General features: G+C 42.4%; 18 protein-coding genes. 3 read left to right on the top strand and 15 right to left on the bottom strand.

What is annotated here, in order from left to right; translation table 11 throughout:
• Positions 1-16: 16 nt before the first annotated feature.
• Positions 17-1351 (bottom strand): isochorismate synthase, encoded by a 1335-nt coding sequence (locus tag ACWPW6_RS07860; protein ID WP_163861139.1) that lies wholly within the window; start codon positions 1349-1351, stop codon positions 17-19.
• Between the two features lie 872 nt (positions 1352-2223).
• Between ACWPW6_RS07860 and ACWPW6_RS07855 the strand changes: the two genes are divergently transcribed.
• The gene (locus ACWPW6_RS07855; protein WP_154635739.1) at positions 2224-3429 is read left to right on the top strand and encodes an alpha-xenorhabdolysin family binary toxin subunit A; all 1206 of its coding nucleotides are present in this window, start codon (positions 2224-2226) and stop codon (positions 3427-3429) included.
• Positions 3430-3439: 10 nt separating this feature from the next.
• Entirely contained in the window at positions 3440-4447 is a 1008-nt protein-coding gene (locus ACWPW6_RS07850) for an alpha-xenorhabdolysin family binary toxin subunit B (protein WP_250000346.1), read from the top strand.
• Positions 4448-4512: 65 nt separating this feature from the next.
• Here ACWPW6_RS07850 and nuoN read toward each other — a convergent pair whose 3' ends face one another.
• The 14 genes from nuoN to ACWPW6_RS07780 form a co-directional block, all read right to left on the bottom strand.
• Positions 4513-5976, bottom strand: a complete 1464-nt coding sequence (gene nuoN, locus ACWPW6_RS07845; protein WP_154622112.1) for an NADH-quinone oxidoreductase subunit NuoN — start codon at positions 5974-5976, stop codon at positions 4513-4515.
• Positions 5977-5982: 6 nt separating this feature from the next.
• Positions 5983-7503, bottom strand: a complete 1521-nt coding sequence (nuoM, locus tag ACWPW6_RS07840) for an NADH-quinone oxidoreductase subunit M (protein WP_154622111.1) — start codon at positions 7501-7503, stop codon at positions 5983-5985.
• A gap of 19 nt (positions 7504-7522) precedes the next feature.
• Positions 7523-9385 carry an NADH-quinone oxidoreductase subunit L gene (nuoL, locus tag ACWPW6_RS07835; protein ID WP_154622110.1) on the bottom strand — a complete coding sequence of 621 codons (1863 nt, stop codon included), beginning with the start codon at positions 9383-9385 and terminating at the stop codon, positions 7523-7525.
• Complete coding sequence (gene nuoK / locus ACWPW6_RS07830; protein ID WP_004921109.1) at positions 9382-9684, bottom strand: NADH-quinone oxidoreductase subunit NuoK; 303 nt, start codon at positions 9682-9684, stop codon at positions 9382-9384. The genes nuoL and nuoK overlap by 4 nt, the downstream gene beginning before the upstream one ends.
• Positions 9684-10229 (bottom strand): NADH-quinone oxidoreductase subunit J, encoded by a 546-nt coding sequence (gene nuoJ / locus ACWPW6_RS07825; protein WP_154622109.1) that lies wholly within the window; start codon positions 10227-10229, stop codon positions 9684-9686. The genes nuoK and nuoJ overlap by 1 nt, the downstream gene beginning before the upstream one ends.
• Before the next feature lie 12 nt (positions 10230-10241).
• Entirely contained in the window at positions 10242-10784 is a 543-nt protein-coding gene (nuoI, locus tag ACWPW6_RS07820) for an NADH-quinone oxidoreductase subunit NuoI (protein WP_154622108.1), read from the bottom strand.
• A gap of 14 nt (positions 10785-10798) precedes the next feature.
• Positions 10799-11776 (bottom strand): NADH-quinone oxidoreductase subunit NuoH, encoded by a 978-nt coding sequence (gene nuoH, locus ACWPW6_RS07815; RefSeq protein ID WP_154622116.1) that lies wholly within the window; start codon positions 11774-11776, stop codon positions 10799-10801.
• Entirely contained in the window at positions 11776-14499 is a 2724-nt protein-coding gene (gene nuoG, locus ACWPW6_RS07810) for an NADH-quinone oxidoreductase subunit NuoG (RefSeq protein WP_154622107.1), read from the bottom strand. Before nuoG ends, nuoH begins: the two co-directional genes overlap by 1 nt.
• A gap of 102 nt (positions 14500-14601) precedes the next feature.
• Positions 14602-15960, bottom strand: a complete 1359-nt coding sequence (gene nuoF, locus ACWPW6_RS07805; RefSeq protein ID WP_154622106.1) for an NADH-quinone oxidoreductase subunit NuoF — start codon at positions 15958-15960, stop codon at positions 14602-14604.
• Positions 15957-16499: an NADH-quinone oxidoreductase subunit NuoE gene (gene nuoE, locus ACWPW6_RS07800; protein WP_154622105.1), complete on the bottom strand. Its 543-nt coding sequence runs from the start codon at positions 16497-16499 to the stop codon at positions 15957-15959. Before nuoE ends, nuoF begins: the two co-directional genes overlap by 4 nt.
• 2 nt (positions 16500-16501) lie before the next feature.
• Positions 16502-18301 (bottom strand): NADH-quinone oxidoreductase subunit C/D, encoded by a 1800-nt coding sequence (nuoC, locus tag ACWPW6_RS07795; protein WP_257759822.1) that lies wholly within the window; start codon positions 18299-18301, stop codon positions 16502-16504.
• Positions 18302-18374: 73 nt separating this feature from the next.
• A complete protein-coding gene (locus ACWPW6_RS07790; protein WP_154622104.1) occupies positions 18375-19049 on the bottom strand; it encodes a NuoB/complex I 20 kDa subunit family protein in 675 nt (224 codons plus the stop codon).
• Between the two features lie 18 nt (positions 19050-19067).
• Positions 19068-19511 (bottom strand): NADH-quinone oxidoreductase subunit A, encoded by a 444-nt coding sequence (locus tag ACWPW6_RS07785; RefSeq protein ID WP_070929231.1) that lies wholly within the window; start codon positions 19509-19511, stop codon positions 19068-19070.
• A 761-nt stretch (positions 19512-20272) separates the two neighbouring features.
• On the bottom strand, positions 20273-21202 hold the full coding sequence (locus tag ACWPW6_RS07780; protein ID WP_154622114.1) for a LysR family transcriptional regulator: 930 nt from the start codon (positions 21200-21202) through the stop codon (positions 20273-20275).
• Positions 21203-21973: 771 nt separating this feature from the next.
• Here ACWPW6_RS07780 and ACWPW6_RS07775 point away from each other — a divergent pair.
• Positions 21974-23188 (top strand): pyridoxal phosphate-dependent aminotransferase, encoded by a 1215-nt coding sequence (locus ACWPW6_RS07775; RefSeq protein ID WP_154622103.1) that lies wholly within the window; start codon positions 21974-21976, stop codon positions 23186-23188.
• The last annotated feature ends 228 nt before the right edge of the window (positions 23189-23416 follow it).

The following is a 23416-nucleotide window of genomic DNA, read 5'->3' as shown; positions in this document are numbered from 1 at the left end:
AATAACCCTGTTATGACTAAGGTTTTTCGCTACGCTCCAGCAGAGATTTCAACCCAGCTGCTTTATTTTCAATCTCGATCCACTCTTGCTCAGGATCTGAATCGCTGACGATCCCTGCTCCTGAAAATAACGAGAGTTGTTGATTTTCAATTTGCGCACAACGTAGCGATACCGCAAACTCGCTTTTATTTAGACTCACAAAGCCACCAGTACCTGCATACCAACGACGTGAGAAAGGCTCGTGTTCACTTAAAAATTGCCGAGCCACCGTACGCGGTAAACCACAGACTGCTGCTGTTGGCTGTAAACGCTGTAAGCATTCGCTGTCGGATGGAGAAATCAGCGTCGCAGCAATCGACCGGTAAAGATGTTGAATTTTACGTAAACGAATAACTTTTGCCGCAGAGACATCGATACCCGTCACCACGCCTTGTAATTGTTGGCAAATATCATCCACCACCACTAAATTTTCATGTTGATTTTTACTATCTTCCAATAACCACTTTGCATTTTCTGCTGCAATCGTATCATCAAGATGATTCGCCACCGTACCAGCAAGTGCTTCAGAGTGTAATTGTGTGCCTTGACGTAAATACAAACGTTCAGGCGTCGATGATATAAAACCCGATTCTTGACTAAACGCCATCATAAAATGATAGCACTGAAAATTGACTTGTTGACTCGCAGACAAAAATTCAGCCGCAGCGATTGGTTGGGATAAGCTCAATTTTGTTTCACGGGCCATCACCACTTTTTCCATATGACCCGCTTTCATTCGTGTAATGGCCTCGGTCAATAAGCTGCACCACTGCTCTTTTTCAGGAAAATGTTCATGACCGACGATTTCCGTATGTAATGTAAGAGGTTGTGTTGGTGCGGGTTTTATTTGCTGTAAAAATTCAATAGCCGATAAACGGTCTTGTTCCCCTTGGATATTTAGGTAAACAGATACCGATGAACGGACACGATAAATTTCTAAACGAGGTAAAAAATAAAAAGTGGCATGTTGCTTATCTTCAAGCGAAATACCTTCACCTACGGCATTCCAGCCGTTGAGTCCCCATAAACGCATGTCGGGATATTCAGTATGCTCAGATAAAAATTGTTCAGCATCAACAATGGAATGAAAGGTTTTTACTTTGCCTATCGTGCTGCATTCATCACTTCCTGTACGGTGATACCAATAAAATTGAGGATAGCAGGATTGTTCAGATAGCCAAGCTAACCCAGGAAATGTAGCAGACTCACCTAGTTGCCAGTGTAAACGAATGAATTCTTGGTTGCCCAATGCCAAAGTTGACAGTTGATGAAGAATTTCAGTTATTAAATTATCTATTTTTTTATGTACCACTTTCGATCCCTACTGCCACACTCAACAAAGACTATTCATAATTATATAGTGCAATATAATTTATTAATACATTGATTATTTCTGACAATAGATGTAACTCATAATAAAATCAAATTTGTCTTCGTTATTGATGATAAACACAGCAATAAAAACATACTTATCTTATTGTACAATATAATAAATTTAACTTTAAATACCCCTTTAGTAGGTATCAAACGCTTGCGCTGTAATAGCTTAAAAGATAAACAAATTTATGTATGCTGATCATTTATTAAACATATTTATCTATAATAAAGCCACTCATAGTAACCTCGTCATATTACAATATGCTTAAGACAGCACTTTATGTGAAATGCCATTGATTCTTGTTAATTGATTAAAATAAAAATAGCGCTTGATAAGAATAATGATCATCCTTTATGGTGAACAAGCTAACTCAAATAGCAATAAGATTAAAAATAATCGCTTAAATTTAATTCTATTCTTAATAGGATTTTTTGATTCTGCTAATCACCCTAAACCGTGAATAATTAGCAGCAATTTAAATAGAGTCTTACTGTATAACTAAAAACAAAAATAATTATTTATCGTTTAATATTAAAGCTAAAATCGATAATAAACTTCACATTAATTATATTAACATATCAATTTCTAATATATTTTTTCATATTTTAGTATCTACTTTTACCGCATGCTTCAAGTAGCTTATTCACTCTTACGCGGGTAAATGAAAATCTAATGTTGTTAAATGGACCATTTGATTAGAGATTATATTATTTCTATTTTATCTTTCTCAACGTGGCAACCATTTAGTGATTTTCTGTTGTATACCTTTTATTTAACCCCTAATGTTAAATTGGAAATTAACCATTATGAGTGACATAGCTTATGATAAAATAATTGAAAAAGAGAATATTGGAACAGCAACTCTTGCATTATTAACTAATCAAGATCCCTATTCTGCAAGGTCAGCCGGTATTTTTACTCACCAAGACCTGTCAAATATCCATAAATATATTCACTTTGCGCTATCATTACCCACTTCTACACTAGAAATATTATCTTGGCTTAAAATTGGTGAGTCCACAAACTTACCTATAGAAACGAATGTTCTGACTGAAACTATCCAATTGATTCACCGTCATGCAAGTCATTGGGACAGTATTGAACAAGAGGTTAAACAGCAATCTGTTAATTTATCATTAATTAGCAGAAATATTGTCCAGACTGGAAATCAAATTATTCATTATATAAATGACATGCCTATTATCCAACAAATAGCGAATAGTGTTGAGGGCCTTTCTAATGAAGATCTTGATGGCATTACTTACCAAAATGACGACCAGCAAATTGCTACTGAGCTATTAAGTATACTCGGTCTTATCCACGATGATATTAAAATACAAGCCAATAAAACAGCGAGCATAAAAAATAGCATTTCAGATTTTCGCATTCACATTATTGGTGGAAATCTATCCAATCGACAACATGTTGACTCACTCCTTTTTAAGGTAAAATCTATTTATATGCAGCTAGACTCCACAGATGCAACTGACTCTGAAACCTATCATCTTGAAAAAATAGCGTTACTCAAAAAAGAAATTTTTCAATTAGAAAAAGAATATAGCCATTTTGTTAAATTGAGCTTTACAGGGCTTGCGGGTGGACTCATTGGTTTAGTGATTACTGGCGGAATTTTTGGTAGCAAAGCAGAAAAAATCCGCCATCAAAAAAATGAATTATTAAAAGAGATAAGCAACATTAATGACAAAATAAATCAGGACCGTTTTATAAAGAAAACTATCTTTGACATTCAAATTAACCTACAAAAAATTGAAAGTCATTTTAAAGATGCTCGCTTAGCAATTGATCACTTAGATTATATGTGGCTAGTGATTTTAACTGAAATCAAGCAATCGATAGAGACCTTCGCTCGCATTGATAATGCCGCTAATCTTTTAAAATTTATTACTCGTTTTAAAAAAATTATCACCGCCTGGGCTTCTGTGCAAACTTATTCAGAACAACTCATTGAGTTATTTGACATTCAATTAACAAAAAACACTCATCTATATTAAAGGTCACATTATGAAGCTCACTGCCAAATCCCCAACCTTACCTTCTATTGAATTTTATCAGATGAGGATGTGTATTAATAAACTCAGTGCATTTAATCAAAACATTCTAGATTATGACCCTGTTATTTTTAATCGTATAAAAAACATCTCTGATAAAGCAGAAATACTTAATGAGTTAGTGAGAGACTCATTACCTATAATGAAGTTAAAAACACGTTATATAATCAATAGCACAATTAACGAATTATCTCCCATAAATACAACGTTTGAACTTCATCATAAACATCATGATTTAATACTTACAGAATTTATCGATGATTTTTCTGAAGTTAAGACTGAAATAGAAAAACTAAAATTATCAATGCGAAGTATCACCGATTACCTAACAGCGGTACAACTTAAGGAGGAAAATCAGTTAAAAAGTGAATATTATCTAGCTCATCAAAACAAGCTTATCGGGTTAGCGACCAAGAATAAAAAAAAGATACAAGAACTTAATCAAGAAATTAATGCGATTGTAGCCGCCGAAGAGATCATTTTAAACTATAAATTATCTGATATGTTTGAAAAGTTTTTTCCAGAAATAGCGTTTATTGAATCGTTAAATATTCCGCCGTCCAAAAAAGATTTATTAAAAATCGCTATTGATTGTGCAAAACGCTTACTGGTCATTCTTGATAATGGTTTGGATTTTATGAAATTAGTGGATGTGCGTTTATATTTAATCGACCAAATGGCTATCTTACATGAAAAATCAAAACAGTATGAAGAAAGAAATAACCGATTAACCTATTTTCTTGTATTAGGTAAAGAAGTCACGCAAATCGATCATCAGCGGCAGGAGATTGCTGCTAACTTTCAACAGCTACAACGCTATTTTCAGCAATGGATCGATTATATGGCTGATTGTTTACATGAAGAAACATTCAATGTCTATAATGCAATAGAATCCTGTGAAGTATTAATGGAATTTCTTGTAGAAACTGAGTACCAATATCAACGCCAGTTAGCAGATTAAAAAATAAAGAGCGGTAACCTTTCGATTACCGCTCTTTTACATGCTATGTCTGTGCTACGTTGTTATTACAGACTAATGACTGCTAATGCACTTGAAGCGATATTGATCAGCGGCTGTGGCCATACCCCCATTAAGATAACGATGATGGCGCAGATCACTGCCACGACGGTACCAAATGTTGCCTTTTCTGGGCCTGTATAGCGGTCAGCGTGCTCTGCATCACGGCTATATAAGCTAGCCATAAAGCGTAGATAATAGAACAAGCCAATTGCACTCCCCACAACCACGGCTCCGGTTAACCACCACAATTCAGCATTCACAGCAGAAATGATCACATAGAATTTACCAATAAACCCTAATGTGATTGGCACACCTGCCAATGAAAGCATCATCACTGTCAATACCGTTGCCAGTACTGGCTTGTGCCAGAACAGACCACGGAAAGCACTCATGTCGTCTTGGTCATCACCACGGTATGGGCTAGAGACAATACTAATCGCGCCGAATGCACCTAAGCTTGCAAACAAGTAACCTGCTAAATAAATCGCTACGGTAACTTGTGATGCTATGGGGTCGACTCGTAGTGCTACCAATGCAACTAATAAGTAGCCCATATGTGAAATCGATGAGTAACCCAGCAGGCGCTTTGCACTTTTCTGAGTGATAGCCAGAAGGTTACCAAACAGAATCGACGCAATCGCAATAACACTGACAACAATCGCCAATGTATGACTTTGTGCCGCTGGTGCTTCCATAAAGATACGCATTAGTACCGCGAAGATACCAATTTTACTGCCTGTCGCAAGGAATGCAGATACAGGGGCTGGCGCACCTTGATACACATCCGGAGTCCATAACTGGAATGGAAACAGTGATAGCTTAAAGCCAAAACCAACAATCAGCATCCCCAAACCAACCAAAATCAATGGAGCATGAATTTGGCTATCTGTTAGGCTTTGACCAATCGCGGCAAAACTCAGGCTACCTGATTCCGCATACAGTAATGCAATACCAAACAACAAGAAAGAAGAGGCGGCAGCAGATAGCAGCATATATTTAATGCCTGCTTCTAATGAGCGTTTGCGTTCAAAAGTATAAGCCACTAAGCCAAACAACGGCAGAGAGATTAGCTCAATACCGATGAACATTGACGCCATGTGGTTTGCCATTGAAAGTAGCACACCACCTGCTACAGCGATAGACAGCAGTAAGTGAAACTCTTCTTTATTATCCTTGAAGCCTTCCAACCAATGAAAAGCAAAAATACTGGTCGCCATACCCGCAATGAGGACTAACGCGGTGTAAAACATGGCGTAGCCATCAACACGAATAAGCGGAGTGACTTCCATTGGTAAACTCCCTGCAATAAAGAACAGAGAGAGTAACGCAACTGCGAAGCCGAATACTGTCAAAGTGGCACTTGTTAGATGATCGCGTCGCCACGCAATGGACAGCATCACAACCACCGCGGTCAATCCGACGATCAACAGCGGGAGTATTGCGATCAATTGTTGAGGTGTTATTGTCATGGCGAATTACGGCCTTAATGTTGTAAGTGAAACAGTGTACAGGTTATGTAATGTTTCCATCGCACCCGCTGAAGTATCCAGCAGTGGCTGCGGATAGAAACCGATAATAACCAGTAATACAGCCAGAGCCAGCAGCACACCAAATTCGCGCGCTGTTAACCCTTTCATTTCGCTATCTGATTTCGGTGTTCCGTAATAAGTTTGCTGCATCATCCACAGTGAGTAGACCGATGCGAACACAACACCGAAGACCATTATGCAAGTCACGAGAGTGAATTGGCTGAATGTTCCAAATAGGATCATGAATTCACCAATAAAGTTACCGGTTCCTGGCATACCTAATGTTGCAGCGGCAAAGAACAAAGACAGGCCCGGTAACCACTTAATACGTTTCCACAATCCTCCCATCATGCGCATATCACGAGTTTGCGTACGCTCATACAGCTGACCACTGATAATAATCAATGCCGCACCCGATAAACCGTTCGTGATCATTTGGATCACCGCCCCTTGGTACGCAAGCACTGAACTTGCATAGATAGCAACGGTTACAAACCCCATGTGAGACAAGCTACTGTATGCCGCTAAGCGTTTGATGTCAGTCTGTTTGAAGGCTAACCATGCACCGTAGAAGATACTAATTACACCAAGTGTCATGGCAATTGGTGTGAACTGGATAGACGCTTCAGGGAATAGAGGCAAGGTAAAACGCAGCAAACCATAAGCTGCTGTTTTCAACATGATACCTGAGATATCAACAGAACCCGCTGTAGGCGATTGCTCTTGGGTATCTGCCATCCAACCATGGAATGGAACTAACGGCATTTTCACTGCAAAGGCAATAAAGAAGCCTAACATTAGCATAAAGCTAACCGTGCTAGACATCTGAGTACCAAGCAACTCATTGTAGTTAAATGTCCACACGCGAGTATCATTGAAGTGGACTAATGCTAATCCAACAATCGACACTAACATAATCAAGCCACTGGCTTGCGTGTAGATAAAGAACTTAGTTGCTGCATTAATGTGTTGTCTGTTTTCTGCCCCTTTGTGCCCCCAGTTAGCAATCAGGAAGTACATTGGGATCAACATCATTTCCCAGAAGAAGAAGAATAAAAACAGGTCAACTGCCGTAAAGATCCCCATCACCCCTGCAATAATCCACAACAGGTTAAAGTGATAAGCACCTTGGTTAGCTTGGTTTTCGCTCCACGAACTGAGAACTGAGAAAGCGCCCATAATCGCGGTCAATACCACCATCAGTAGCGATAACCCATCAATAGCAAGATGGAAATTAATACCCAGCGATGGGATCCATGGCATAAAGAATACGGCTTGCCATTGTGGAATACCTTGTGGGTTTGCCAGAGAGTAATTTCCCTGTAGCCACAACTGGATTGATAATATTAATGTTATTCCCATTGAAGCCAGCGCAACCCAACGAGGTGCGCGATGGCTGAACCGGTCAGCCTGCCAACTTAGCAGGCCACCGATGAAGGGAATGAGTATTAGCCAAGGTAATAGCATGGCGCAATGTGTCCCTTAATTAAACCAAAAGCAGCAGAGCAAGAATCAGCACTGCACCCAGCCCCAATGAGGCAACATACCAACGGACTTGACCGTTCTCACTTACTGCTAACCCTTTGTTTGCCCAACGAGACAAGCAAGCTGGCAAGTTCATCAGTGAGTTAATAGGATCGCTTTCCAGTAGCCATGCAACCCCTTTGAAAGGTTTCACAAAGACCACGTCATACAACCAGTCGAAGCCCCATGCATGGTACCACCACGTAGAGAAGAAACGACCCGGTGCACTTTTCGCGATTGCTGTAGCGATAGAACGTCTGAACAGATAAATGAATGTCACAATCAACAGACCGATAACGGCTAGGCTACCCGACAGAATTTCCAGCTGTAACTTACCTGCTTCATGTTCCAGTGGATTAACCGGGAATACCCCCTCTAACGGCTGGTGAATCTGTGCACCAACGAATGTCGCTAAAACGGCCAGAATGCCCAAAGGTACAGAGTGAGTAAAACCTTTGACCTTGTGCGCTTGGATTTTCGCTTCGCCATGGAATGCGATGAAAATCATACGGAAGGTATACATTGCAGTCAGTAGTGCCCCGATGAGACCTGCCCATAACAGTACAGTTTGCCCATCCACTTCTGCTCCCCATAAAATTGCGTCTTTACTGTAGAAACCAGCGGTAAACAGAGGCAATGCAGCCAATGCGCTTCCACCGATTAACATCACCGCGTAGACGTAAGGGATTTGCTTACGTAACCCACCCATTTTGAAAATATTTTGTTCATGGTGGCAAGCAATAATCACAGAACCTGCGGATAAGAATAACAACGCTTTAAAGAATGCGTGTGTCATCAGGTGGAAAATTGCCGCATCCCACGCCTGTACGCCAAGAGCCAAGAACATATAACCAATTTGGCTCATGGTTGAGTAAGCGAGTACCCGTTTGATGTCGGTTTGTACCAATGCCGCACAACCTGCAAACAGCAGTGTCACACCACCAACGATGCCTACCAGATGTAAAATTTCAGGTGCCATCAGGAACAAGGCATGAGTACGAGCAACAAGATAAACACCCGCGGTTACCATGGTTGCTGCGTGGATCAGTGCAGAAACAGGTGTTGGACCCGCCATCGCATCGGCCAGCCATGTCTGTAGTGGAAGCTGTGCAGATTTACCTACCGCACCACCTAAGATCATTAAGGTTGCCCATGTAATTGCCGTGCCGCCTTCAGCCATTTTCTGAGGTGCCAAAATCGCCATTTCACTGAAGTTCAGAGTACCCAGTTCATTCCACAGAATAAACATACCGATAGCTAAGAACACATCACCAACACGGGTGACAAAGAAAGCTTTCATCGCCGCTTTGCCATTATCTGGATTGGTGTAATAAAAACCAATCAACAGATAACTACACAGCCCTACCCCTTCCCAACCGAGATACATCAGCATCATATTATCGGCGAGAACTAAAACCACCATACTCGCGATAAACAGGTTCGTGTAGGTAAAGAAACGTGAATAGCCTTCTTCGCCACGCATATACCAAGAAGCATAAACGTGGATCAGGAAACCCACTCCCGTCACTACGCCAAGCATAGTGAGAGATAGACCATCAAGGTGCAGTGTGAATGGGATGGTAAAATCACCCACTGACATCCAAGTCCACAGCGGTTGTGTATAAACATAAGCATCATTGGCATTTGCCATCAACGCCTTGTGTTCTAGGAAATCAATGCCTGCATAAGCGGCGACAATAGCAGCCAAACCGACGGCACTAATACCAACAATTGCTGAAACATTTTCTGACCAGCGACCACGGGAAAATGCTAATAACACAGACCCCAGTAGCGGAAACAGAATTGTTAAATAGAGTAAGTTCATCCGCGCATCTCACTGACTTTATCAATATTCAGGTTCTGACGATGACGATGGAGTTGCAGTAACAACGCCAATCCAATACTCGCCTCCGCTGCAGCCAGTGCAATGGCCAAAATATACATAATTTGACCGTCTGGTTGCCCCCAGAAACTCCCTGCAACGACAAATGCCAAAGCAGTTGAGTTAATCATGATTTCCAGTCCGATCAGCATGAAAAGCAAGTTACGGCGAATAACAAGACAGCTTAGTCCCATTACAAATAAGATCGCCGCTAAAATCAGACCATGTTGAAGAGGTATCATTATTGTTCCTCCGCATTCGCTTTGGTGCTACTCACAATATCAGCACCATTTTCATTACGGTCACGACCGACGTGGAACGCCACCACAAGACCAGCGAGTAGCAACAGTGATGCTAATTCAACGGCTAGGACATAAGGTCCAAACAAGCTGATAGCCACTTCTTTCGCACTAATCATTGTGCCAGCAATACCCTCTTGGTATGACAGACTCATGATGCCGTAAACCAGAAGTGCAAGAAGTACTGCTGATAAAATAGCAGGACCAATCCAGTTCTTCGGCGTTAGCCACTCACGCTCTTGTTCTTGTACAGAGCGACCGAGGTTAAGCATCATCACTACGAAAACGAATAGCACCATAATGGCACCTGCATAAACGATGATCTCCAACGCACCCGCAAAATAAGCGCCAAGCGAGAAGAACACCATCGACAGAGCCAGTAGAGAAACAACCAGATACAACAACGCATGTACCGGGTTAGTATTGGTTATCACCCTCAAAGTTGCTAAAACAGCAACCAGACCGGCGATATAAAATGTAAATTCCATGAATATCGCTCCTTATGGCAACAGGTCTTTGACGTTAATTGGTTTGGCTTCGTTATCCGCTTCACCTTTGTCTTTACCTGCAATCGCCATACCCGATTTACGGTAAAAGTTATAATCAGGATATTTACCCGGACCTGAAATTAATAAGTCATCTTTCTCGTAAACAAGATCCTGACGACGCCATTCACCCATTTCAAAGTCAGGCGTTAATTGAATGGCTGTTGTTGGGCAAGCCTCTTCACACAACCCACAGAAAATGCAGCGAGAGAAGTTAATGCGGAAAAATTCAGGATACCAACGCCCATCTTCATGTTCAGCCTTTTGCAGTGAGATACAACCCACAGGACAAGCAACTGCACATAAATTACAGGCAACGCAACGCTCTTCGCCGTCAGGATCGCGGGTTAATACGATACGACCACGGTAACGGGGCGGCAAGTAAACCGGTTCTTCGGGATACATTTGCGTTTCACGTTTTTGGAACGCATGCAAACCGACCAACCAAATACTGCGTACTTGAGTGCCGAAACCGACCAATAAATCTTTCAATGTCATGGTTCAATCACCCCTTACTGAGCGTTGTATAAAATGACTGCTGCGGTACCCAGCAGGTTAAGCAAAGTCAGTGGCAAACAGACTTTCCAGCCAAAGGACATCACTTGGTCATAACGCGGACGCGGTAAAGATGCACGGATCAAGATGAACATCATCATGAAGAAGGCAGTCTTAATGGCAAACCACAAGAATGACGGCAAGAACGGCCCATGCCAGCCACCAAAGAACAGTGTGACAATCAATGCAGAGACAGTAACAATACCGATATACTCACCGACGAAAAATAGGCCGAATTTCATACCTGAATATTCAACGTGGTAACCATCCGCAATTTCTTGTTCTGCTTCTGGTTGGTCAAACGGGTGACGGTGACATACCGCAACACCTGCAATCGCAAACGTCACAAAACCAAAGAACTGAGGAATGACGTTCCACATGCCTTCTTGAGAATTGACGATATCAATCAAATTGAAGGAGCCAGCCTGAGCCACAACCCCCATCAATGAAAGTCCCAAGAACACTTCGTAGCTCACTGTTTGAGCCGATGCACGCATTGCGCCCAGCAGTGAGTATTTGTTGTTACTTGACCAACCGGCAAAGAGCACCGCATAGACAGCAAGACCCGCCATCATTAGGAAAAATAGGATCCCAATGTTTAGGTCTGCAACATGCCATGTCGGGCTAACAGGAACGATAGCAAACGCAAGGAACAGTGAACAAAACGCAATCACGGGTGCCAGCGTAAAGATTTTTTTATCGGCAAACTGTGGGATCCAGTCTTCTTTGAACAGCATTTTGAACATGTCGGCCATTAACTGCCCCATGCCAAACGGTCCAACACGGTTAGGACCATAACGATTTTGGAATAAACCGAGAATACGGCGTTCCCCCAAACTCATGTATGCCCCACAGATCACAACAACCAATAGGATGACAATCGACTTTAGGATAGAAATCAGGATTTCCATCACTTCTGGGGATATCCAATCCATCATGCCCCCCTCCGTAGATTATTGACTGACACACCCGCCATGGCTGGTGCAATACCCGGCATACCTAGAGGTAGACCAATTTGGCCACAAGACAAGTTTTGACTAACACGAACTGTCAAATTGAAAGTTTGCCCTTCGTGACTAAATTCAGCTTTAGTCCCCGCCGCAAGCCCTAGCGTTGCGGCATCTTGTGCATTCAACATAATGTAAGGTTCAGGCATACGCTGTTGGATCACATCAGAACGTTGTGACATTTCATCACTACCGAACAAGTGATAATAAGGCGCAACAACCCACTGCGCTTCAGTCGCTTGATACGCGGTTGGAATGTCAGTGAAGTAGCCTATTTTACTTTCTGTTGAATTGAACAAACGAACACCAGGGTCACCAAAACGCAAGTGCCCGCCTACCTCGCTTTGGAACTTGTTCCAAGCTTGTGGTGAGTTCCAACCCGGAGCCCATGCAAATGGAATTTGCTGGCGCGGTGCGGTTGGACTATTGTTCCCTTCCATAGAGAAAGCAAATGCCGTGTCTTTATCCTGAGGTTGACGCTGCTCATGAACAGATTGGTTCGCTAGCATCGCGGTACGACCGCTGTAGCGGTGCGGTTCACGTGCTAACTTCTGACCACGAATACGGAAAGACGCTTTTGGTGCAGCATCGACTATACCGGCGAACTGAGGTAAAGCGTTCACGCATTCCGCAATGACATGATCAAGTTGTGACCAATCCGCATCGCGCTCTTGTGCTTCGGTTTGTAGTGAGTGCAACCAACGCCAACTTTCGTTCATCACGATAGCTTTATCGTAGAAAGATGGGTCAAAGACTTGGAAGAAACGTTGTGCACGACCTTCTTGGTTAATCAGCGTACCATCTGCTTCAGCAAAGCTTGCTGCTGGCAGGATCAAGGTTGCTTTATCCATGATGGCAGTATGTTGATGGTCAACCACAATCAAATGCTTCAACTTAGCCAGTGTGCTATCAACCTTATTGACACTACTGTGACGGTAAAGGTCATTTTCCATCACGATAGCCACATCCGCTTCATCTGCGTTGATACGCGCAAAAGCACTATCGAGTGAAGGCGCTTTCATCATCGCTAAACCAAAGCTGTTCGCGTGTGAAGCTAGATAAGATAAGCCAACTTGTGCCCCTTTCGCTTTCAGCGCAAAAGCAACGTTAGCGGCTGCTTGGATCATTGCATCACTTGCCGAATGGCTACCACTGATAATCAATGGTTTCTTGGCACTCGCCAGCGCGTCTGCGATGGTTTGTACTTTTGCTTTTAACTCGCTCGGTAAATCCGCGACTGCGGGCGCATCACCATTAATCATATTCGCAATAGCAAAACCAAAGCGAGCTTGATCAGCAACAGGCGCACGGTAGTTAAATGCCGCGATATCATCTAAACGTGTATCATCTACGTTAGTGATAAACAGCGGATACTTGGCATGTTGACCAATATTCATGATCGCCGCGATTTGCCAATCAGCCACTTTTTGAGCTGCTGCCATTTCACGAGCTTTACCTTTCACTGCTTGACGAACAGACAGAGCCATACGAGCGCCCGTCTGAGTGAGGTCTTCCCCCAGAACCAAAACAGCATCATAACCTTCTACTTCACGTAGGCTTGGTGTATAAATACCGCCGTTTTCTAGGATATTTTGCATCAGTTCAAGACGGCGTTGCTCATCCGCTGATACACCTGAGTAGAAGTTTTCTTCACCCACTAAGGCACGTAATGCATAATTACTTTCAATGCTTGCACGAGGAGAGCCAATACCAATCACCTTCTTCGCTTGATTGATAATCTGAGCACCACTTTGCATTGCTTCGATAGCGGAAATAACTTGCTTAACACCATCTTTATTCAGTAATGGCTGACGAGGTCTATCTTTACGATTCACATAACCATAACCAAAACGACCGCGATCACATAAGAAATAGTGGTTTACCGAACCATTATAACGGTTTTCAATACGGCGTAGCTCGCCATAGCGTTCACCTGGGCTGGTATTACAACCGAGACTGCACTGCTGGCAGATACCCGGTGCAAATTGCATATCCCATTTACGGTTATAGCGCTCTGAATGCGTCTTATCTGTAAACACACCTGTTGGACACACTTCAACTAAGTTACCTGAAAATTCGCTTTCCAGTGTGCCATCTTCAGTACGACCAAAGTAGACATAGTTGTGTGCACCATAGACACCCAAGTCGGTACCATCTGCGTAATCTTTATAATAACGAACGCAACGATAACAGGCGATACAGCGGTTCATTTCATGATTAATGAATGGCCCTAAGTCCTGATTAACGTGTGTACGTTTAGTAAAACGATATTTACGCATATTATGACCGGTCATCACCGTCATATCTTGCAAATGGCAGTTGCCCCCTTCCTCACAGACTGGACAGTCATGAGGGTGGTTGGTCATGAGCCATTCAACAACACTTTCACGGAATTGTTTGGCTTCTTCATCATCAATAGAGATGTAAGTCCCTTCCGTTGCCGGTGTCATACAGGACATAACAAGGCGACCACGGGTGTCATCCGCGTTTTGATACTGCTTAACCGCACACTGGCGGCAAGCGCCAACGCTTCCCAGCGCTGGATGCCAGCAAAAATAAGGAATATCTAGCCCCAGAGAAAGGCAGGCTTGCAACAGGTTTTCAGACCCGTTTACATCATATTCTTTGCCGTCTACATATATTGTAGCCATAGTCAGCATGCTTCCCAAAGGCCCGCTTCACAGCAGGCGTTAATCAAAAATACGTTCTTCGTGAAAAATCGATTTTTTGTGGTTGCTCATTCACAAAAAATATTACCAACGCTGTTTTAACAGGTTGGGCTGAATACCTGCTATCTGGGCTATATTGCGCAGATCTTTTTGCGAGATACCCGCTTCAAACTCTTCACGGAAATATTTGATAGCGCTCTGTAATGGCTCAACCGCACCCGGTGCGTGAGCACAGAAAGTTTTGCCCGGACCTAAGAAACGGCATAGCTGTTCCAGCGTTTCAATATCACCCGGTTGCCCTTCCCCGTTTTCCAACGCTTGTAAAATTTTTACGCTCCATGGCAAACCATCACGGCAAGGCGTACACCAACCACACGATTCACGAGCGAAAAAGGTTTCAAGGTTACGAACCAGAGACACCATATTAATTTCGTTATCAACGGCCATTGCTAATGCAGTACCTAAACGGCTTCCTGCTTTACCGATAGATTCGAAATCCATAGGTAAATCAAGGTGATCTCCCGTTAAAAAGTCAGTACCTGCACCACCTGGTTGCCATGCTTTAAGCGTGAGGCCATCGCGCATACCGCCCGCGTAATCTTCCAGCACTTCGCGCGCTGTCGTACCAAACGGTAATTCCCATAATCCCGGATTTTTGACGCGACCAGAGAAGCCCATCAATTTAGTACCTGCATCTTTACTTTTGCCTGCACTGAGATTGATATACCACTGCTCTCCATGCTCTAAAATGGCAGGAACGTTACAGATAGTTTCCACGTTATTAACGCACGTTGGCTTACCCCATGCGCCAGATGTTGCTGGGAAGGGTGGTTTTGAACGAGGGTTCGCACGGCGGCCTTCAAGGGAGTTAATCAAGGCGGTTTCTTCACCACAGATATAACGTCCAGCGCCAGTATGTACAAACAGTTCAAAATCAAATCCTGAACCTAAAATATTTTTACCGAGTAAGCCCGCGGCTTTCGCTTCTTCGATAGCGTGTCGTAAATGCTTTGCCGCTTCGACATATTCACCACGCAAGAAAATATAACCACGGTAAGCTTTTAGGGCATAAGCCCCGATGATCATACCCTCAACTAATAAATGTGGTAATTGCTCCATCAATAGACGGTCTTTATAGGTGCCCGGCTCCATTTCATCCGCATTACATAAGAAGTAACGCAGTTTCATGTTTTCGTCTTTTGGCATCAGGCTCCATTTCAGCCCGGTGGAGAAACCTGCACCACCGCGTCCTTTTAATCCAGCATCTTTAACTAGATTCACCACTTCATCCGGTGCCATGCCTTTAAGCGCACGTTCCACACCTTTATATCCATTTTTACTGCGATACTCATCCAGCCAAACAGGCTGTTTGTCATCACGCAAACGCCATGTCAACGGATGTGTTTCCGCAGTACGGATCACTTGTTTAAAGGAGTTTGTCATGGATACTGCTCCAGTAACTTTTTAATATCTTCAGGCTGTACGTAACTGTGCGTGTCCTCATCAATCATCATGGTAGGACCTTTATCACAGTTCCCCAGACAACAGGTTGGCAACAGCGTAAAGCGGCCATCTTTTGTTGTCTGGCCTGGGCGAATATTCAGCTGATTAATGATTTCAGCTTCTAACCCTTGATAACCTGTAATATGACAAACCACACTATCGCAATAGCGAATAATGTGACGACCTACAGGCTGACGGAAGATTTGGCTATAGAATGTCGCCACACCTTCAACATCACTCGCGGGAATACCCAGCACTTCAGCGATAGCGTGGATGGCACCATCTTCAACCCAGCCACGGTTTTTTTGCACAATTTTCAGTGCTTCAATGGAGGCAGCGCGCGGGTCTTCATAATGGTGCTTTTCACCTTCAATTTCTGCACGTTCAGCTTCCGTTAACACAAAGCCGTGCTGTGCTTCTTGAGGCTCAAAAACATTGACTCCATCAAGACTGGTCTGCTTATTATGTTCATTATGCATGGTTAGCGATCCACATCCGACATTACAAAATCGATACTACCCAGATAGACAATCAAGTCGGAAACCAGACTACCCCTAATCACCGCTGGAATTTGCTGCAAGTGTGCATAGCTCGGTGTACGGATACGAGTACGGTAGCTCATCGTGCTGCCATCACTCGTTAAGTAGTAACTGTTAATTCCTTTGGTTGCTTCAATCATCTGGAATGATTCATTGGCTGGCATAACCGGACCCCATGACACTTGTAAGAAGTGATTGATCAGGGTTTCGATATGTTGTAGCGTCCGCTCTTTTGGTGGCGGCGTCGTCAATGGGTGATCGGCTTTGAAAGGCCCTTCAGGCATGTTCTTCAGACATTGCTCAAGAATACGCATACTTTGACGCATCTCTTCCACTTTAATCATCACACGGTCATAGCAATCACCGTTATGTGCGATTGGAATATCAAACTCAAAGTTTTCGTAACCTGAATATGGACGCCATTTACGTACGTCAAAATCAATTCCGGTAGCACGTAAGCCTGCCCCTGTGACTCCCCAAGCTAAAGCTTCTTCTTTAGTGTATGAAGCAACACCGATTGAACGGCCTTTTAAAATGGAGTTTTTCAGGGCTGTTGTCACATAGGAATCAAGACGTTTTGGCAGCCAATCTAATAATTCACGTAATAATTTATCCCAACCTCTCGGTAGGTCGTGCGCAACCCCACCAATACGGAACCAAGCTGGGTGCATACGGAAACCCGTAATAGCCTCAACGACGTTATACACTTTTTGGCGGTCGGTAAACGCAAAGAATACCGGTGTCATCGCTCCCGTATCTTGAATATAAGTACTGATGTATAGCAAATGGCTATTAATACGGAACAATTCAGATAGCATGACACGAATCGTTTTAACACGATCAGGGACTTCAATACCGGCCAGCTTTTCAACGGCCAATATGTATGGCATTTCATTAACGCAACCACCGAGGTATTCGATACGGTCGGTATAAGGAATGTAGCTATGCCAAGACTGACGTTCACCCATTTTCTCTGCACCACGATGGTGATAACCAATGTCAGGTACACAGTTTACGATTTCTTCGCCATCAAGCTGTAATACAATACGGAAAGCACCATGCGATGAAGGGTGGTTCGGTCCCAAGTTCAGGAACATGAAATCTTCATTTTCGTTCCCACGAGCCATGCCCCACTCTTCTGGTTTGAAAGTCAACGCTTCCATTTCCAGATCTTGTTTTTGCTTGGTCAACTCAAATGGGTCGAATTCTGTTGCACGGGCAGGATAGTCTTTACGTAATGGGTGGCCTTCCCAACTCGGTGACATAAGCAGGCGACGTAAGTTCGGATGACCTTGGAAGATTATACCAAACATATCCCAAACTTCACGCTCATACCAGTTAGCATTTGGGAATAATGACACCATGGAAGGCACATTTAAGTCTTTTTCACTTAATGCGACTTTCACCATAATATCACGGTTACGATCGATAGAGATGAAGTGATAGAAAACACTAAAGTCTGCCTCTGGCAAACCTTGTCTATGTATTCTTTGACGTTCATCCACCCCATGTAAGTCAAATAACATCACATAAGGTTTTGGTAGTTTTTTCAAAAAGTCTACGACTTCCAGTAGCTGCTCGCGCCGCACCCAGATAACTGGCATGCCAGTACGGGTCGCTTGAACAGAAAAGGCATCCGGGCCAAATTGGTTGCGCAGTTCCAGAAGTACAGGATCATTTAAGTGATCCTGTGTCTGCCATCCAGGCAGGGTACTTTCTTGCGCTATCTGATCTGTCATCATTCTTCACCATAACGCTTGATCAGGTTTATTATTTCGCAACACATTGCTCTGTTACGCTGTATGGCTTTAAGCCTTAAATTTCGTCTGGGGTACGCAGGTTAGTCACTGCAATACGTTCACCGTGCTTTCTTTCTCTTTCTGATTGCATATTGGCACGATAAACCCCTTGGTCACCCACAACCCACGAAAGCGGACGACGCTCTTTCCCGATAGATTCTTGTAATAGAAGTAATGCTTGCATATAAGCTTCGGGACGTGGTGGGCAGCCTGGAATGTAGACATCCACAGGGATAAACTTATCTACTCCCTGAACAACGGAATAAATATCATACATACCACCAGAGTTAGCGCATGCCCCCATGGAGATAACCCATTTTGGTTCCAACATCTGATCATAAAGACGCTGGATTACCGGAGCCATTTTAGTAAAGCAGGTTCCTGCAACGACCATAAAGTCGGCTTGACGAGGTGAAGCACGGAGTACTTCTGCCCCAAAGCGGGCTACGTCATGAACTGCTGTGAACGACGTTACCATTTCAACATAGCAACATGAGAGACCAAAGTTATATGGCCAAAGAGAATTTTTACGTCCCCAGTTAACGACATCATGTAACGCATGAGAAAGTTTTCCCATGTAAACACTGTTTTTAACTTGCTGCTCAAGTGGATCTGTTACAATTTCTTGAGTTTGCAGGGGGTAACGGTCGTTCTCACCGTTCGGATCTATGCGGGTGAGCGTATAATCCATTGTATAATGCCTCGCTTTTTACTGCGGATGACGATTGCTGATTTTAATAACTTCACTAGGACCTTTTACTGCGCGACGTGAACGGACAGGAGTCCAATCCAATGCACCGACGCGAATCAAGTAAAACAGTCCCGCCAACAATACCAGAATGAAGATTGCTGCCTCGATAAAGCCCAACCAACCTACTTCACGGACTGCGACAGCCCAAGCAAAGAGGAACATAGCTTCAACATCGAAAACAACGAAGAACATGGCAACCAGATAGAATTTGGCTGACATACGAAGACGGGCACTACCTACTGAATCGATACCTGATTCATAAGGTACATGTTTTGTTCTGGCTTTGGCACGGCTGCCGAGAAAATGACCAGCAACCAACATAAACGAACAAAGGGCGATGGCGCCGACAAAGAATATCGCAAAGGCCCAGTTGTGGGCTAACGCTAGGATAGATTCAGACATACTCGTTGCTTACTCATTACACATGGTGCGTAATCTGCTCTTATCAACATCACGGCAGTATTGCACCATAATTGCCCAGTTAACCGAGAAGAAAGACCAAAAATCATCACCAAACATAAAAATCAGCCTGAAGACTGCGTTTGGTTTGTCCTCTCTCTGACTATTTACTTTGCTTAAATTAAGCAAAATAACCCGTAATTGTTACAATCCACCAACCAGTAAAAAACAAGATTGCAACAAAAAGTACTCAAAAGCAGCTAAAACGTGTCAGTGTGATAATACACCTAGTAAACACAATGACTAGTCTAACTGATTATTCGCTTTTACTACACTATTATCTCAGGAAAAACCTGTCTTACTAGATGAAAACTTGCTCTTTTTTTTTGATCTAGCGCACATTTTTATTGAAAATATGCGCATACTGTTTACAGAATATTCAAATTTAGGCTAAGTCATATTAACGATTTTTTATTCACTAAATCAAGTAACTGCCTGACCCAGCAGCGCTATTTTATCAATTCAGCAAAATATGATTGTTAACAACATAACAATTTCGTAACTAAAAAACGAAATTCATGTTCTGCCATCTACATCACAATTATTTCACGTTACATGCTTTTTAACCATACTTATTAAGTGGTTAATACGTTCTTTTTTTATTCTTTTTTGGCTTTTTGGGCCTAAAAAAAACCGCGAATTTTTCGCGGCTTTTCTCTTGAGTACATATTAATCATTTAATAATCATCAATAATGATTAATGCTTAAAATGCCCCTTCATTTTCATTTACAACGGCTTCATCATTCATGGGTGCAACAGCATAAGGAATTTTCTTGTTCTCAATTGCACTAAACACCGTGAGGACAAAATCCTTTTGCTCATCCGCATTTTTGTATAACCAATACTGAATGTCGGGTAAGCGAGGTAAACCGTCAGCTTCACCAAGAATACGCAAATCCGCATTTTGCATTTCCATCGGACGTGCTGTGACCCCTACTTCCGCATTGACTGCTGCTCTCACGGCTGGCAGCGATGCGGCTTCATAAGCGACATGCCATGCAAGACCCGCATCATCCAAAGCATCGGTGCTCAATTTGCGGAATGGATTCGTCTCATCCATCACCACCAGGGGAATAGGTTCATTTGTTCTTAATTGGAAATCAGGTGCACTGTGCCATAACACAGGAACTGTTCTGAGCGCTGTTTTCGGATGGTGACTAATACGTGCCGTTGTCAACGCCAAATCGATTTCATGGCTATCTAGCATGGACTCAATAAAGTGTGCACGCTTGATTCGGACTTCTACCGCAAGGCGAGGGAAAATAGATGCGATACGGTTAAGTAAGAATGGAAGTAAGATATCAACAGTGTCATCGGATGCACCGATTCTCAGCTCACCTTCTGCATCGTTATAAGTCAATGATGCTGTTGCATCATCATTAGCTCGTAAGATCTGTCTTGCGTAACCTAGCAATTGTAAACCATGAGCCGTTAATAACTTATTCCTACCGTGACGAGCAAATAATTCACGGCCAACTAATTGTTCTAAACGTTGCATTTGCTGACTAACAGCAGACTGAGTTCGACATACCGCAGCGGCTGCCGCGGCGAATGTATTCAGATCGGCAACTGCGACAAATGTCCTCAGTAAATCCAGATCAAGGTTCATTATTGGACGATTGGAATTTATCATCATGAATTCTCTTATATAATTTTATGATACCTGGTGTTCCTGCTCTCCTCCCTGAGATCAGATTATTTAATAACTTAAATAACTTGTTTAATGCTTATCAATCCTTAGACTCGCATTTATTGCACTTTATCTTAATAGGCACCTCCAAAAACGAAAGCACCACCAAATGACAAAAAAAGCTTTTTAAACAGTCGATTTAATTGAAATCACAAATACAACCTTCTTTTTTTGCCATCCTCTAAATAGTAACATATTTAATGTAATTGCAATTATTTTAATGTAAACGCCTTTATACACATACACCCAACTTGATAAAAATATCCTTATTTCAATGCATTAAGATAAATTCTTTCATTTTTATTCATTATTCTCTCACTAGAATAATCAATATTGCTAACAAAAAGAGCTTATTTTCGTTAAAAAACCGCGGAAATCTATGAATTTTTATTTCTATACATCCAATTTCGTCATCAATCTTACAATTTGATACAATGTTTTTATGATTTGCCTTTATCTGTACATTATTGATATTTTTTCCTCCAAAACAGCCCCAATTGTTAATATTAAATTCCAAATTAACCGATACAATTGAATGTAAAACCCAAACTAAGTTATATCTTTAGATATCAACAATTGGATTACAACATAAACCAACCTTTTACACCAAAAATTATCTACTATCTTCAAAAGCTTCCGAGGTAGGAGTAGAGTAGATGCTAAGCCGGAGTTCCCCCTACTTATGTCTTCCCAAATAGGGTAATGAGAGAAAGAATGAATAATGTAAAGAAATCCAATAAGCTTGATAATGTCTGCTACGACATACGCGGGCCTGTATTAAAAGAAGCAAAACGTTTAGAAGAAGAAGGTAATAAAGTTCTCAAGCTTAATATTGGTAATCCGGCACCATTTGGTTTTGAAGCCCCTGATGAAATTTTGGTAGATGTGCTACGTAATCTCCCTAGCTCACAGGGTTATTGTGATTCAAAAGGATTATATTCTGCGCGTAAAGCGATTGTTCAGCATTATCAAGCACGCGATATTCGTGAAATGACTGTTGAAGATGTCTATATCGGTAACGGTGTTTCTGAATTAATCGTGCAAGCAATGCAAGCGTTACTCAATAATGGCGATGAAATGCTGGTTCCAGCACCTGATTACCCTCTTTGGACAGCTGCGGTTTCCCTGTCTGGCGGTAATGCCGTACATTACATGTGTGATGAGCAACAAGGGTGGATGCCTGATATTGACGATATTCGTAAAAAAATCAGCCCTCGTACTCGGGGTATCGTGATTATCAACCCAAATAACCCGACAGGCGCGGTCTACAGCAAAGAGCTTCTACTGGAAATTGTTGAGATTGCTCGCCAGAACAACCTTATTATTTTCGCCGATGAAATTTACGACAAAATTCTTTACGATAATGCCGTTCATCACTCTATTGCCGCATTAGCTCCAGATTTACTTACTGTCACTTTTAACGGTTTATCAAAAACCTATCGTGTAGCCGGTTTCCGACAAGGCTGGATGGTCTTAAACGGACCAAAACAACAAGCTAAAAGCTATATCGAAGGACTTGAAATGTTAGCATCTATGCGTTTGTGCGCTAACGTTCCAATGCAGCATGCTATTCAAACCGCTTTGGGAGGCTATCAGAGTATTAGTGAATTTATTCAACCTGGTGGTCGTCTATATGAGCAAAGAGAGCGCGCATGGCAGCTAATTAATCAGATACCTGGGGTCTCTTGTGTCAAACCACAGGGGGCACTTTATATGTTCCCTAAAATTGATATTAAACGCTTTAATATCCATGATGACCAAAAAATGATCCTTGATCTGTTACTACAAGAAAAAGTTCTTTTGGTACAAGGAACGGCATTTAATTGGCCTGAGCCAGACCACTTTAGGATCGTCACCTTACCTTATGCAGATGATCTTGAAATGGCGATTAATAAATTTGGCCGTTTTATCGAGAATTATCGTCAGTAATGGACAGTGACTGTGCAACTTCCTCTTGTGAGGGAGTTGCCATTTTTATGGCAAATAGCACGATAAGCAAATGCAATAGTGGATAATAAATAACAAGCTCTCACTCACTATCAAAGCAAATAAGAGCCCCGTCTCATCAAATAATGTTGAGTAACAATCTAAAATCATCTCATCATGATTGTACTATCTTTCTCATTGGTATTCTTTAAAAGACAATACACATAAATT

This window comes from Providencia sp. Marseille-Q8014 (assembly GCF_965112055.1).
Note: the sequence above shows the minus strand (reverse complement) of the source record. Positions and strands in the feature narration are given on the sequence as shown.

Bases quoted from the DNA above. Each gene is read 5' to 3' on its own strand.
- ACWPW6_RS07790 (WP_154622104.1), bottom strand. From the start codon at position 19,049: ATGGATTATACGCTCACCCGCATAGATCCGAACGGTGAGAACGACCGT.
- ACWPW6_RS07850 (WP_250000346.1), top strand. From the start codon at position 3,440: ATGAAGCTCACTGCCAAATCCCCAACCTTACCTTCTATTGAATTTTAT.
- nuoF (WP_154622106.1), bottom strand. From the start codon at position 15,960: ATGACAAACTCCTTTAAACAAGTGATCCGTACTGCGGAAACACATCCG.
- ACWPW6_RS07855 (WP_154635739.1), top strand. From the start codon at position 2,224: ATGAGTGACATAGCTTATGATAAAATAATTGAAAAAGAGAATATTGGA.
- ACWPW6_RS07775 (WP_154622103.1), top strand. From the start codon at position 21,974: ATGAATAATGTAAAGAAATCCAATAAGCTTGATAATGTCTGCTACGAC.
- nuoH (WP_154622116.1), bottom strand. From the start codon at position 11,776: ATGGATTGGATATCCCCAGAAGTGATGGAAATCCTGATTTCTATCCTA.
- nuoN (WP_154622112.1), bottom strand. From the start codon at position 5,976: ATGACAATAACACCTCAACAATTGATCGCAATACTCCCGCTGTTGATC.
- nuoJ (WP_154622109.1), bottom strand. From the start codon at position 10,229: ATGGAATTTACATTTTATATCGCCGGTCTGGTTGCTGTTTTAGCAACT.
- ACWPW6_RS07785 (WP_070929231.1), bottom strand. From the start codon at position 19,511: ATGTCTGAATCTATCCTAGCGTTAGCCCACAACTGGGCCTTTGCGATA.
- nuoG (WP_154622107.1), bottom strand. From the start codon at position 14,499: ATGGCTACAATATATGTAGACGGCAAAGAATATGATGTAAACGGGTCT.
- nuoI (WP_154622108.1), bottom strand. From the start codon at position 10,784: ATGACATTGAAAGATTTATTGGTCGGTTTCGGCACTCAAGTACGCAGT.
- nuoK (WP_004921109.1), bottom strand. From the start codon at position 9,684: ATGATACCTCTTCAACATGGTCTGATTTTAGCGGCGATCTTATTTGTA.
- nuoM (WP_154622111.1), bottom strand. From the start codon at position 7,503: ATGCTATTACCTTGGCTAATACTCATTCCCTTCATCGGTGGCCTGCTA.
- nuoC (WP_257759822.1), bottom strand. From the start codon at position 18,301: ATGATGACAGATCAGATAGCGCAAGAAAGTACCCTGCCTGGATGGCAG.
- nuoE (WP_154622105.1), bottom strand. From the start codon at position 16,499: ATGCATAATGAACATAATAAGCAGACCAGTCTTGATGGAGTCAATGTT.
- ACWPW6_RS07780 (WP_154622114.1), bottom strand. From the start codon at position 21,202: ATGATAAATTCCAATCGTCCAATAATGAACCTTGATCTGGATTTACTG.
- nuoL (WP_154622110.1), bottom strand. From the start codon at position 9,385: ATGAACTTACTCTATTTAACAATTCTGTTTCCGCTACTGGGGTCTGTG.